The 13,068-nt window shown below is 44.5% G+C and carries 12 protein-coding genes; 1 reads left to right on the top strand and 11 read right to left on the bottom strand.

Annotated elements, in window-relative coordinates; all coding sequences use genetic code 11:
* Window positions 1-14: 14 nt before the first annotated feature.
* From M1K58_RS15270 to M1K58_RS15255, 4 genes are all read right to left on the bottom strand, one after another.
* Window positions 15-905, bottom strand: coding sequence for a hypothetical protein (locus M1K58_RS15270; protein WP_256759722.1), 891 nt, complete (start codon window positions 903-905; stop codon window positions 15-17).
* Window positions 906-1,362: 457 nt separating this feature from the next.
* Window positions 1,363-2,868 carry an MORN repeat-containing protein gene (locus M1K58_RS15265; protein WP_256759721.1) on the bottom strand — a complete coding sequence of 502 codons (1,506 nt, stop codon included), beginning with the start codon at window positions 2,866-2,868 and terminating at the stop codon, window positions 1,363-1,365.
* Between the two features lie 300 nt (window positions 2,869-3,168).
* Window positions 3,169-3,999, bottom strand: coding sequence for a TrmH family RNA methyltransferase (locus M1K58_RS15260; protein WP_256759720.1), 831 nt, complete (start codon window positions 3,997-3,999; stop codon window positions 3,169-3,171).
* Complete coding sequence (locus M1K58_RS15255; RefSeq protein WP_256759719.1) at window positions 3,986-4,666, bottom strand: potassium channel family protein; 681 nt, start codon at window positions 4,664-4,666, stop codon at window positions 3,986-3,988. Before M1K58_RS15255 ends, M1K58_RS15260 begins: the two co-directional genes overlap by 14 nt.
* A 121-nt stretch (window positions 4,667-4,787) precedes the next feature.
* Here M1K58_RS15255 and sspI point away from each other — a divergent pair, with 121 nt between their 5' ends.
* The gene (gene sspI / locus M1K58_RS29695) at window positions 4,788-5,003 is read left to right on the top strand and encodes a small acid-soluble spore protein SspI (protein ID WP_256759718.1); all 216 of its coding nucleotides are present in this window, start codon (window positions 4,788-4,790) and stop codon (window positions 5,001-5,003) included.
* On the opposite strand, the gene M1K58_RS15245 is transcribed toward sspI, so the two are convergent.
* The 7 genes from M1K58_RS15245 to M1K58_RS15215 all read right to left on the bottom strand — a co-directional run bounded on the left by M1K58_RS15245 (window position 5,000) and on the right by M1K58_RS15215 (window position 13,041).
* Window positions 5,000-6,166, bottom strand: a complete 1,167-nt coding sequence (locus tag M1K58_RS15245; protein ID WP_256759717.1) for an alpha-D-ribose 1-methylphosphonate 5-triphosphate diphosphatase — start codon at window positions 6,164-6,166, stop codon at window positions 5,000-5,002. The genes sspI and M1K58_RS15245 overlap by 4 nt on opposite strands.
* A 126-nt stretch (window positions 6,167-6,292) precedes the next feature.
* Window positions 6,293-7,879, bottom strand: coding sequence for a peptide chain release factor 3 (locus M1K58_RS15240; protein ID WP_256759716.1), 1,587 nt, complete (start codon window positions 7,877-7,879; stop codon window positions 6,293-6,295).
* Between the two features lie 152 nt (window positions 7,880-8,031).
* Window positions 8,032-9,567: an MDR family MFS transporter gene (locus tag M1K58_RS15235; protein ID WP_256759715.1), complete on the bottom strand. Its 1,536-nt coding sequence runs from the start codon at window positions 9,565-9,567 to the stop codon at window positions 8,032-8,034.
* 84 nt (window positions 9,568-9,651) lie between these two features.
* On the bottom strand, window positions 9,652-10,323 hold the full coding sequence (locus tag M1K58_RS15230) for a bactofilin (protein WP_256759714.1): 672 nt from the start codon (window positions 10,321-10,323) through the stop codon (window positions 9,652-9,654).
* On the bottom strand, window positions 10,316-11,002 hold the full coding sequence (locus M1K58_RS15225; protein WP_256759713.1) for a hypothetical protein: 687 nt from the start codon (window positions 11,000-11,002) through the stop codon (window positions 10,316-10,318). Before M1K58_RS15225 ends, M1K58_RS15230 begins: the two co-directional genes overlap by 8 nt.
* An 11-nt stretch (window positions 11,003-11,013) precedes the next feature.
* The gene (locus M1K58_RS15220; protein ID WP_256759712.1) at window positions 11,014-11,637 is read right to left on the bottom strand and encodes a YhbD family protein; all 624 of its coding nucleotides are present in this window, start codon (window positions 11,635-11,637) and stop codon (window positions 11,014-11,016) included.
* A 108-nt stretch (window positions 11,638-11,745) separates the two neighbouring features.
* A complete protein-coding gene (locus M1K58_RS15215) occupies window positions 11,746-13,041 on the bottom strand; it encodes an alpha,alpha-trehalase (protein WP_256759711.1) in 1,296 nt (431 codons plus the stop codon).
* Between the last annotated feature and the right edge of the window lie 27 nt (window positions 13,042-13,068).

Genomic DNA, 13,068 nt, shown 5'->3' with positions numbered 1-13,068 from the left:
ACTTTCTACTTGACTCAAGGCACTTTTATGACGAAAGGCACGGTAATCACCTGATCGTTATGCTTGAACTGTCCCCATATTTTGTAGATACCGCTCTTCGGAAACGTCGTCATAAATTGAGCATCCGGACCTGACGCTTTCTCTTCCATCGGATGTACATGCAGATACTTCTCTGCATCGGACGTCAAAATCACGACATGCCCCACCGCGCCCAGATACTGTTGAAGGTTCGTTATAGGTTCCTTCGTCTCCGCGTCTTTAATTGTATAGGTAAGCATCAATTCTTTGTTCGCCGCAAGCTGATCGAACTGCAGCGTGACCTGCTTCCCGTCCACAACCGTTGTTAAGTCTGTATTCGGTTGAATCGGTTCCACTTTCGCCGGAGTTCCTTCTACATGAGCCCATTCCATCTTGGTCATCGCGCTGCCGCCGGTCGGAAGGAAATCAGCAATCAGCTTGTAATCCCCGCCCGCTGGAAATTGCGTCGTAATATCAAATACGCCATTGCCTTTATATGCGGGGTGGATATGGGTGAAAAACGACAAATCTTTGCTGACAATGATCAAGTGCTGCTTCTTTTCATGGTTCGTATCAAAATCCTCAATCGGCATGTCATTATTGTTCTGAATTTCCACACGAATGGTCGTATCCTGCTTCGCCTGAGGCTTTTGTCCGCCTGCAAGGGTCCATACGGCCTTTACGGTATTGGCTTGAATGTCATTCCCGCCTTCATTCCCGTGCCCGGCATGCTCCTGGCCTGTCGCTTCCTTCGTTTGGTTATCCGATTGGTGCCCACCATGATCCTTATCCATCGTAGAATGGTCCCCTTCCTTTGTGGATGCGTTCGTTCCGCACGCTGTAAGTACAGCTGTGATCAATACCAAGAGAAATAGCAGTCGCTTCATGTCTTTCATCACTCCTTGTTTAATTTAGTCAAACTTAAAGCCGGTCTTCATGCTGTACAACAGCGCGAACAGGCCCACCGGTACATTGATAAGCATCGTCCAGTTCCAGCTCAACCATTCAGTTATCACTCCCCCAAGAAACACACCCACTGGCCAAATAAATCGGACGATGTGCGTATGATATTTTGGATTAGTTCTCGGCAAAACTTTTCCAAAGTCATTTACAGTATTATAGTATAGCCCCCTACCCTATAAGTCAAGAAGGTTTTTCCATTTAGCTTGTAAAAAACTGTTTTGGTTATCCCCCTCAAGATGCGACGAGGCAGCCCCCATTAGAAGGCTGCCTCGTTTTTCTATGTGTTTGATGATACCCGATACGTGCAGGCAAGGAACTTCAGGTATTTGGGGCAACTGCCTTTGCTGTTTCTTGCATTCACTAACCAGCTACCCTGTCCATTCATTGAACTACCGAGACATCCATAAAGTGGCTCGTTTCGGAAAGAATAAGATAATCTGCTACTACTTTACTACTGTCACCCACAACAGGGTCTTGTGGTCTACCCTTATTGAATAAACCCAAATATTCATTTCCCTTATTATTTGTATAATATCCATTTCCATAAGCTAACCCAAAATTTATTATCCCAACAAACTTGTCGCCATTAGAAAATTCAATTACACCTTCGCCATTAGTAAGTTCAATTACACCCAGTCCATTAGAAATACTATCTGCTATTTCACCTTTATAAACTTTATCCGAATATTTAATCATGCCAAAACCATGCGGGCTTACTTTACCATTTACCTCTTCAAAAGTGCCTGTATAATGTAATTGATCGCTCAAGAGTTCCCCTAAATAGGGGCTTCTATTTTTAAACTCTCCAGTAAACTCATCATTAGTGCTTTTTATTACCCCTACTCCGTCCCAATCGTTTTCAAAGAAACCTCTAATTTCTACAGTCCCGTCGAATGCGTATCCTATGCCATGAATTTTCCCATCAACAAAGTTGCCTATATAGCTATCGAGAATTCCATATCCATCTGCTTTTCCATTTACTACATTCCCGAAATATACACCTGCATAACTATCATCCTTGGTGCTTATGATTGCTCCAAGTCCATTGGGAATACTATTGACTACTTGACCAATATAGATATCTCCATTATTTAAAGTCACCTTAGCATATCCATTTTCCTGGGGAACTGGTCTATTATTTTTAAACTTACCTTTATAAGTGAATCGGTTGGAATCACCAAAACCTTTTGAGAAAATACCCGGTCCTTCAAAAGAATAGTCATATTCGTTAGAAAGTGTAGTATAGCCTCCCTTATAAAAATCGCCATTTTGAAACGTTACTGCATCTGGTTCCTCAGTGTACTCTGCAAAATATTTACCGCTATCAAATTGAATAAACTCGCCAACATACTCTTTTGTATTTTCTTCGTCGAACAATGCTTCTACATATATTCCTTGACCTATTAAATTCCCGTTTTTCACTTCTCCAACATATACCGAATCGTCATTGAAATAGGTTAAGGAAACACCATTAGGTAAACCTTCCGTAAATTGGCCTACGTAAGACGAAACATTTTTACTACTTGTATAAACTCTGAGGCTACCAAAACCATCGGGCTTGTTGTTAACAAGATCTCCAAAATACACATCTTGAAAACCACTACTCTCATCCATTACTAATGACTGCTTAGATTGTAATTCATTTAATATGGGTTCCATCTTTGCTTTTTGCGTAGCCATATTTTCATTTAACGAGATCATTTTATCTTCAATACTTTTCTCTATGATTTCAGTTTTTTCTCTGATCTCTTTCTCTACTTGATTTGTTTCTACTTTGTCAATTAATGAATTAGTGTTACCTTTATTAGACTCATTACTTTTTTCATTACAACCAGAAAGAACAATAAATATACAAATAAAAATCAATATCAGCTGACCGTTCTTCATTTTATGTACTTTCCCTTCGATGAATAATACCTTCCTAATATACCATAGCAATTTTATCCAACCCCAAAAGTGGCATCCAAATTATAACATGAAACGACAAAACATGATTGAGAAATTATCGAGGAAAAGATAGAAAGTAAAAAATAAAGAGGTATGGGAAACTTGGGGAATGCTTAGGAAAAAGAAAAGGGAGAGGGCTATGTTGCTCGCTCTCTTCCCTTGGTAGTACTGGAGTTACGGGCTTTATAGTCCCGCTTCTCTGGCTTTTTTACTCTGCAGGTTTCCTCAGTTTTTTCTGCGTTATGAGTTTATTTTCGTTGGATATTGCCGCTGACGCTGAGCCTCAAAAAGCAACACTGTCGCGGCCATCGCAACATTAAGTGATTCCGCTCGGCCCGTCATTGGAATAATTACATTCGCATCTACTAATGAAGAAACATCTTCGGATAGCCCATTACCTTCATTCCCAAATACTAACCAGACATTACGCCCACGGAAATCGTAATCATAACACGATTGTGCTGCTTGCAAGCTTGTCCCTACAATAGCGACACCTTGGGCAGTAGCCTCAGGCAACAACACTTTTAAATCGGCTTCGCGCACGGGAACGTGAAAAAGTGCTCCCATCGTGGAGCGGATTGTTTTCGGATTATACAAATCCACAGTTCCCTTACCCAGTATGACCGCTGTCGCTCCACTTGCGGCTGCGCATCTAATAATCGTACCTACATTACCCGGATCCTGCACCCCATCAAGCACAGCAACTAAGCCGTTGTCATGACCAAATAGTATCTCCGCACTCGGTGGACGCTTTAACGCGACAGCAAATATCGGCTGCGGCGTTCCCGTCTCACTGCATTTCATGATGACTTCCGGTGAGACCGGAATCCAAACAGGGCCATCCTGTTGTTCACCATTCAAATACTCCTCAAAAGCATCAAGGACACCTGAACCCTCGTCAAAAGCAATAACCTCAATCGGCCAGTGTGCATCCAATGCTTCTTTAACAAGATGAATACCCTCAAGTAGAAACTTGCCTTCTCGTTCGCGGTATTTACGCTCTTGTAGCTTAGCCCACTCTTTCACCCGCGGGTTGGAGGCCGAACTAATATATCCATCAAGGTTCCGCATTTGCTTGCTCCAGTTTCGTTAATTGATCGTTCTTGCCCACAATGACGAGAATATCATCATGGATCAATGGCTCATCCGCACGCGGCGTAATGTTCATCTCCCCATTACGTTTAACAGCTAGCACGTTGCAATTGTATTTAAGCCGAATATCAAGTTGCTTGAGGTTTTTGCCCACCATCGAGGACGGAAGCTTCATCTCCACAATACTGTAATCGGCAGACAGTTCAATGTGCTCAAGGATGTTCGGAGAAATCAGATGATGCGCAACACGAAGTCCCATGTCCCGCTCCGGGAACACGACTTTGTCCGCCCCAATTTTGTTTAGCACTTTACCATGCAGATCGCTTTGTGCTTTCACAATAATATACGGAACTCCAAGATCCTTCAGGATTAAAGTCGTCAATATGCTGGATTGAATATCTTGTCCGATTGCAACAACGACGACATCGAAATTACGAATACCAAGCGCACTCATTGCCTCTTCGTCCGTGGAATCGGCGGTAACAGCGTGTGTCACTGCATGTGCAATATCTTGCACGCGCTGAGAATTGTCATCCACTGCCAACACTTCATAACCCAATTCTGCTAAATATTTCGCCACACTTGAACCGAATCTTCCTAGTCCAATAATGGCAAATTGCTTCTTAGCATTAGGTTTCTTGGCCATTAGTACGTACCTCCTTACGATTGTTTCCAATGCGCTCATTATAACACATCTGATAACTGGCATAACCGTTGCACCCAAAGGGAACTCTACACAGGAAGTTCCCCTTGAAGGAGGCACAACCGTGGAATTAGATCTTAGACAAGCCATTAATCAAAGAGTACAAGGTAAAAATAACGACGAGCTTACGGAAATTATTGAAGGCTCGATCGGCCATGAAGAAATGGCTTTACCTGGTTTAGGTGTATTATTCGAAATGATATGGAACGATAGCACTGCTGCAGCTCGCAAAAAAATGGTCGACACGCTTCATAAGCATTTAGCTCCACAACAAGCTTAAACAATATCCTGTGTTTGATGTACGAGTGTTCCATCGACTATCGTGTACTGGACAAGTGGGTTATTCCGAACCTTCCGCACGACAATAACATCTGCTCGTTTGCCAAGCTCTATTGAACCGATAGCATCATCGCGTCCAACCACTTTCGCAGGATTGAGCGTCGCCATGGCTACAGCTCTAGATAGTGCTATTCCCTCAGCTTCAAGCTTGAAAATAGATTGCAGCAACGAGGCAGGATGATAATCGGAGCATAAAATATCCGCTACTCCCTCACGAATGGCATCAACCGCATTCAGATTGCCATCATGGGAACCCCCTCGAACAATATTGGGTGCACCAACACATACGCCCATTCCTTTGCTATGGGCAACCTTAGCCGTTTCAAGATTAAGCGGAAATTCAGAAACCGTTGCTCCAAAATCAAGTGAACGATTCACAGTCGCAGCGCTATCGTCGTCGTGAGAAGCGACGGCGATGCCGTGCCTGCGAGCTTCTGAAGTCAACGACTTCAGCTTGTTCCAATCCACTTTGCTTCTTCTTTCTTCCAGCTCCTCAACGATTTTCGCAACCTCTTCCAATCCTACGCCTTGGTTTTTCATGACATAGCGCTGGAAAGCGCCAGGTCGATGATATTGCCCTTGCCCTGGTGCATGATCCATTAACGACAAATAATCAAGTAAGCCTTCATCCATTAATCTCTTTGCCAGATCAAATCCCGTAAGATGCGAAACCTCATAACGAAGATGAACGCCATGATGAATCATCGCTCTCTCCGACCGCAGCTCAGCAATCAGTTGTATTAGCTCAGCGACAAGGTGCTCTCCGCGTAAGCTTAGTCCTACACCAAGTGACAAGGAGTGGAGCATTGTCGTAATGCCATGTCCTGCGAGCTTTCGCTCAAACTGTAAAAAAGCCATATCCATCGGAAAAAGGGTGTTGGGGCGGGGTTCGATTTCTTTCTCAATCGCATCACAGTGAATATCGATGAGTCCGGGAAGCACCCATGCCCCTGCCGCATCCACAACTTGATCATCAGATTGGTCTTCTGAAGGATCATTCGTAGCAATAGAAATGATAACTCCATCTTCGATAGTCAAGTCCCCTTGAACGACTCCGTCCGGTCTGACGATAAAGCCACCTTTAATCTTTAACCGTTTGCCCATGAGCACTCCACCTTACTTCCGAACAAGTTTTCTTTTCATTTTACAATTCCTTGACGCCACATACAACAAACTCGCCGCCAATTGGCGACGAGTGACTGTGATCTCATTTATTTACTCCGCGTGGCATTAAGGAGCGACTTCCAAAAATTTCAGTTCAGGCATCCGTTCCATTGCCGTTCTCATAGCGTACTCATTTTCGAATAGCGCAACGTCAACATTGTTCTTGTCTTTGACCAGAATCGAATTGATTCGGAACTTGCTCGGATCAACCTTCTCGCCAACAATCCAACGTGCAAATTGAAACTGTGTCCGGAACAATTGGATATCAACGCCATATTCGTTTTTCATACGATATTCGAAAACCTCGAATTGCAGCTGCCCTACAACGCCTAAGTAGGTATCCTCAAATGCACCAACTGAACGGAACACCTGTACCATACCCTCTTCGGTTAACTGGTCGAGTCCTTTCAAATACTGCTTTTGCTTTAACGCATTTTTGATCGAGACTTTCGAGAAAATCTCCGGTGAGAACGTAGGAAGCTCATCGAATACAATATCCCGACCTTCACTTAGACTATCACCGATCCGAAATACACCAGGATCGAACAAACCGATAATATCGCCTGGGTAGGCCGTCTCAACGATATCCCGATCCTGCGCTAGAAATTGCTGCGGCTGAGACAGCTTAATTTCCTTACCTGCGCGTACATGCCGAACGCTCATTCCCCGTTGGAATTTACCAGAGCATATCCGCAGGAAAGCGATACGGTCGCGATGGGCTGGATTCATGTTCGCTTGAATCTTGAATACGTAACCGGAGAACTTCTCTTCCTCAGGGCTAATCATACCTTCTGTGCTCTTACGCTCAGTAGGTTGTGGTGCCAGCTCTAGGAAGTTCTTCAGGAAAGTCTGAACTCCAAAGTTATTGACCGCACTTCCGAAGAAAACAGGCGTTAATTGACCCTTACGAACCTTCTCGTAATCAAAGGCGTCGCCAGCGACATCGAGAAGCTCTAGATCCTGTGCCAATTGATCGGCTAAATGATCGCCAGCCATTTCACGAATAATCGGATCGTTATAATCCTCTGTCTTGCGAACCTCGATTTTGGAGTGGTCTTTACCTTGAAACAGCTCCACTTGGTTTTTCATCCGATCGTATACGCCGCACAGCTCGCGTCCCATCCCAATCGGCCAGTTCATCGGTACAGATCTAATCCCAAGAACACGCTCGATTTCCTCAAGTAGCTCAAATGGGTTTTGCCCTTCACGGTCAAGCTTATTAATGAACGTAAAGATTGGAATTTCTCGTTTGCTGCACACTTGGAATAGCTTGATCGTTTGTGCCTCTACGCCTTTGGCAACATCGATAAGCATAACCGCACTATCCGCAGCAGTTAACGTACGATACGTGTCTTCACTAAAGTCTTGGTGACCAGGCGTATCCAGAATATTAACCTGCTTGCCTTCATATTGGAACTGCATGACGGAAGACGTTACCGAGATTCCCCGTTGCTTCTCGATTTCCATCCAGTCACTTGTCGCATGCCGTGCTGCTTTACGCGCTTTGACTGAGCCCGCTGTATGAATGGCTCCCCCGAACAGAAGCAGCTTCTCTGTTAAAGTCGTTTTCCCCGCATCGGGGTGAGAAATTATAGCGAAAGTACGGCGTTTCGTAACTTCTTGCCGTAATTCATCGTTCGTTTTCTGACTCATCCTTTGAAATTCCCTTCACGATAAAATATCAGTCTCCATTATAACACAAACACCCTGGCTTTCCGATCAATTCCCTCATCAAAAAACTCCGCGCAACCTCAAGAGGGCGGAGTTTCAAACATTGTGAACTTCAACAATCCTAATCGTCTATCTTATGCACTAGCAACGATCTCGGATTCGACCTCTTCCACCCTCTTGGACAATACTTCTTTTTTCAGAAACCAACAAATTACGAATGCCACGATCACGAATCCTAGTGATATCGCATAAATGCTCTGGAACGCTTCCGAGAATGAGGCTTGCACTTTCAGTAGTATTTCCGGTGCTATCCCCGAAGGTATGCCATCGGTTGCGATATTTTCTGCTGTCCCTGCGGGAAGCTGATCCTTCAGACTTAGAATGCCGTTCCCGATTTTTCTAGATAACAAGCTCCCAAAAACACTCAGACCAATTGTAGCACCAAGCGCCTGAAACAATTGCACCGTGGATAAGGCGATCCCGCTATGTGCTTTATCGACCGACTCCTGTACGATCAGGTTATCTCCCCCGAACAGAGCTCCTAACCCTATACCAAGAATAAAGAAGCTGACTATGATGTAGATCGTCGTCGTTTCTACACTTAGGTGTGATAATAAATAGAACCCAATGATAGGTAGTGTGAATGAGAAAATGAACAGATTTCGATAGGCGACTCTCGTGATCAAGAAACCGTTCAGTATGCTTGAAGGGATGGCTCCCGCCATAAAGGCAAACATTAAGTAACCCGATGCCGTTGGCGTTAATCCCATCACATTCTGTGCGAAGTAAGGGAACAAGGCGAAGCCTCCCATTATTCCGAGCATCAACGTGAATACGAGAATAGATAATACGACTACATTGCGGTTCCTAAACAAATGTAAGGGAATGATCGGTTCCTTCACCTTAGATTCTATGCGGATGAGGAGTGCGAACAAGAGAGCAGATATCGTTAACAAACCGATGATTAAAGGCGATGACCAGCTTAAATCTTGATTGTCTATAAGCACCGGAGCCATGAGTAAGCTCAGCAATGCCAGTACCAGCGTAAAGGCGCCGGCCCAATCAATATATTTCTTCTCTTCACCTCGGCTCTCCCTCATGCCTTTGGCAAGGACGGCAGCAGCAACCAACCCAACCGGAATATTGATGAGGAATACCCAGTGCCAATTGACGTGGCCGACTAGATATCCCCCGACAGTTGGTCCTAGTAGCTGAGGAAGGATCATTAGCGGGCCGAATAAGGCTTGAATTTTCGCCCGTTGCTCCAAAGGATAGGTATCGCCAATAATGACAAGTGCAAGGGGCATTAATCCACTTGCACCTATTCCTTGAATCCCTCGACCAATGAGCAGCCATGTCATAGAAGGAGCAAGCCCGCTTACAATAGATCCAGTGATAAACAACCCCATACAATATAAATAGACTCGTTTACGTCCGTACAGATCAGCCATTTTTCCTATAATCGGCATAAACATGGTGATGGCCAGCATATAGACCCCGGCGACCCAACCGTATAACGAGAGTCCGTGAAGATCACGAATGATCGTTGGCATGGCAGTCGATACCACAGTTTCGTCGAGCTCCGCAAAAATCAGGCCAATGAGTAATCCCGTTAACACGAGCACCTTATTGTTCCCCTGTTTGCTTCCTTTTTCCGCTACAATTCCCATTAAACGAACACCATCCCACTAGCATGTTAACTGACAGTGTAACCATACGATCCATTTGTGAACTGAATATGAACGAAAATCCACTTATAGTTGATGACTTTCCTTCACCAACGCACTCTTATGAATATTCAACGTATCCCGATATTCTACGCGTCCGATCTGACAGCCAGGACCAATCGTTACGTTATTCCCGCGAACAACCGCAGCAATCGTATGCTCGAGTTCCACCAGATCTCCTTCAACCTGATCGGCGGTTAGATGAGCATGCCCTTTCAGGTTAACCAAGTTAAGCAGCTTCGTAGCTTTGCTTCGCTTTATAACAAGCTTAGTTCCACCGATTTCCCGTGCCCTGCAAGGACCATACATCTTTAATTCCAATACATCCGCGCTAAGAAGACCTGCCACGTTGAATGCTCCATCCATCTCAAGCACTCCAACCTCGCAATTCCCACCAGCGTCGATGTTACCTGTGAACTTAATGTTCTCTCCTCGGATGCTAGAAGAAATTTTAAGCTCACCACGTCCTCTAACAATTTGCGCCTCAAGACTCCCTTTAACTTCACATTCGCCAGTCACCTTAAGCTCTCTCGTTCGTAGGCCTCCGTTTACGACCACTTCGCCCGTATTCGCCAGCTTAATGCAATCAACATCTCCAGTTAATACACTTTCACCCGTTATTTTAATATGACGAAACTTTCCTCCCGCGGAGCTGGTTTCACCAATCATCTTCAAATCGCGTCTCACTTCCTCAGCCACCGACCTTCACCTCCCTACCGATTTTGGCACTTGGATGAGCCTTCAACTCCGTACGATATTCAACAAGCTCAATATTGCAGCCCTTGCCAATGATAATGCGGTTTCCCCTTACGACTCTCGCTTCCGTAAACTCCAAGTCGATGTCGTCACCCTCAATCGTCTCGGCTTGAAGCTCAGGGGTGAACTTCGGAAGCATCCATTGCCATAATTTACTCCATACACTTCTCGACGCCCTACGCACCTGCATGGATTCAACACCTATCTCATGCGCCTTACCTCTCCCTTGTAGCTTTACGTTCATTCTCCCTGCATTCAGTAGCCCTTTTATTTCGAAGGCCCCTTCTACTTCAAAGGATTCTATCTCACAATTCCCGCTAATATTCAGAATGCCATTCAAGGTTAAGTGATCTGCTCGATAGTTCCCTTTCACACTCATTTGACCATCCATGAGAGTTTTTCCAGCGGATAGATTACCGAAAATTTTAAGGATGCCATCGCCATCCAATGCTCCTGTTTGGAGATCACCCTTGATCTTAGTTATCCCATTCGCATCTAATGTGGATGAGGTTAAATTCCCTTCAACGGTTCCGATACCATCAATCTTAACCTTCTCATAAACCCCGCCTCCAGCTGTGCTCACCCCATTAATGATTAAGTCCGTTTTTTTAGAAAGCTCCATCCTCTTTCCCCCTACACCAATTTTCCTTTCAACTGTTCAATACACTCTGCCATTGGTAATCGTGCAATTAGCTTAACTCCGCTTTCGTAATACATCTCTGCAGGAACCGATAGCAATGCAAAGGACGATACCCCCATCTTGCGGATAAAAACGAGATCACAAGGCTTACCCTCAAACTTAGGAAAATGCTCCCTCATCAGATGCAGTAACCGCTCTCCTTCCTCCAAGCTCATCTCCCCCGCTTGAAGGAGCTTGTCGACGACATAGAGATATAGCAATCGCTCGAAGGTATAGACCACACTGTCTGCATCCTCGGGTGTGAATCGCTCCAACACAACCTGTGAAACAATGTTTCGTTTGTGGATATCAATTTTACGCATTTCATAATCCGGCAATAACGGAGAAAGCTTATCTGCAAGCTCATCCAGTGATAAATCGTCCTTCATATTCATGATTTTATCGATGCGAGCCAGCATTAAATCTTTAGGAAAAAACGTCTCCTGGCCCGTAAACGTTGATTTTCGGATAAACCATTCCTCGGGAATGAGCTGCTTTCGCTTCCACCGATACAATTGTCCGTAAGAAATGCCCTTTTCATCGAGCAAATCCTTCTTAGATATTAAATCCCGCTCCATAATCATCCCTCCACAGTGAGTGTAACATAACACTGTTACGTTGTAAAATAAAAAATAACCGGAGGTAGGCTCCCCCGGTCTTTTTCTTTCCTTTCATCCACCTTAACACTAAGTCCAGAACCGGCTCATTGGCTCTTTCCCCTTCAATTCATCAATCATATTGAGTACGAGTAAGTTCCAATTCAGGAAACCACCGTTCATAACAGGCTCACCCGACCGTGGAATGTAGTATTCATGCAAAGTTCCCGTTTGTTCGAGGTCTTGTCCGAGTAAGGTTACTGTTTTCTCACAAAGTTCCCTAGCCTGATCTACAAACCCGTAATTCATTAGCCCACGAAATACAACATAATTCGTAACAATCCAGATTGGCCCGAGCCAATTGGAAGGATTATTCGTTGCACGACAATCAAACATTTTCTCATCCTGTGCCAGAGTTGCAATTCCGTAAGGACTATTAAAGGTATTATAATCCGTGGCATGATCATCAACGAGATAAGCAGCCTGTCTAGGCTCTGCAACACGTGACCACAACGGAATAAAACCAGTCCAAGCGCGAATCTTAATCGGCAATGTTTTCCAAAATACACCAAGACCTTGATGGAACCAATCGTAGTGCCTTGTCTTAATATCTACATCAACAGAATAGAAAAACTTATCGCGCTGATCCCAGCATTGTTCCTGAATCGCTGCAGTGAGAGCCACCGCCTTATTCCGATAATGCTCGCTTCTTGATGAAATCCCTAAATTTTCTGCAATAACAGCCATTGCATTCAATTCAGACACCATGAATGCGTTCAAGTAAATGTTCGCGGTCGAAAACCTTGGTCGACCGAAGGTCGCAGGATCATTATCCATTCCGATCATAATATCGTCAGCCCATACATATAGACTGCAATTCTCGTTTAGGTATCCCCGATCATAGCATTCAAAATAAGCTTCAAGCTTTGCGTAATCTTCGGAAATCCAGGAGTAGTCCTCACTGAAACCACTAATCAACGCAATCTGCTGACAGAGAAACGGCTTGTGCATATTCGTAATGAGGCCTTCCTTACGTTTCAAGTTCAAGTAAGGCTCTGGAAGCTCCGAGTTAATATCTAACGTCGCAACCATCATCGGAATGTAACCATCCTCCATCTGATAGTCCAAGAAGTTCCGAATATTCCCCTTCGCATGGCGAATATATCGTTTCTTCTTTTCCGCTCCCGCTTCCGATTCGTCAACTAAATTCAAGAGGGCATACACCGCCCAGAATGAATCCCAATCCCACAGATTACCATCATAGATCGAACCGGGATCCACAAATGGATGCTTTAAGTAATGTACAGGCTCCTTCAGAATCGTATCCACCTGCGAAGTAATGAAATCTCTCAATAGATTCTCATAATGTTCAATCTGATTGCTCACGTCCAGATTCCTCCTGCCATTCAATAT

Source organism: Cohnella sp. WQ 127256 (genome assembly GCF_024519285.1).
Lineage (GTDB): Bacteria > Bacillota > Bacilli > Paenibacillales > Paenibacillaceae > Cohnella.
Note: the sequence above shows the minus strand (reverse complement) of the source record. Positions and strands in the feature narration are given on the sequence as shown.

What these genes read in the sequence shown, in the direction of transcription:
- M1K58_RS15270 (WP_256759722.1), bottom strand. Translation starts at nt 905, where the DNA reads ATGAAGCGACTGCTATTTCTCTTGGTATTGATCACAGCTGTACTTACA.
- M1K58_RS15265 (WP_256759721.1), bottom strand. Translation starts at nt 2,868, where the DNA reads ATGAAGAACGGTCAGCTGATATTGATTTTTATTTGTATATTTATTGTT.
- M1K58_RS15260 (WP_256759720.1), bottom strand. Translation starts at nt 3,999, where the DNA reads ATGCGGAACCTTGATGGATATATTAGTTCGGCCTCCAACCCGCGGGTG.
- M1K58_RS15255 (WP_256759719.1), bottom strand. Translation starts at nt 4,666, where the DNA reads ATGGCCAAGAAACCTAATGCTAAGAAGCAATTTGCCATTATTGGACTA.
- M1K58_RS15245 (WP_256759717.1), bottom strand. Translation starts at nt 6,166, where the DNA reads ATGGGCAAACGGTTAAAGATTAAAGGTGGCTTTATCGTCAGACCGGAC.
- M1K58_RS15240 (WP_256759716.1), bottom strand. Translation starts at nt 7,879, where the DNA reads ATGAGTCAGAAAACGAACGATGAATTACGGCAAGAAGTTACGAAACGC.
- M1K58_RS15235 (WP_256759715.1), bottom strand. Translation starts at nt 9,567, where the DNA reads ATGGGAATTGTAGCGGAAAAAGGAAGCAAACAGGGGAACAATAAGGTG.
- M1K58_RS15225 (WP_256759713.1), bottom strand. Translation starts at nt 11,002, where the DNA reads ATGGAGCTTTCTAAAAAAACGGACTTAATCATTAATGGGGTGAGCACA.
- M1K58_RS15220 (WP_256759712.1), bottom strand. Translation starts at nt 11,637, where the DNA reads ATGGAGCGGGATTTAATATCTAAGAAGGATTTGCTCGATGAAAAGGGC.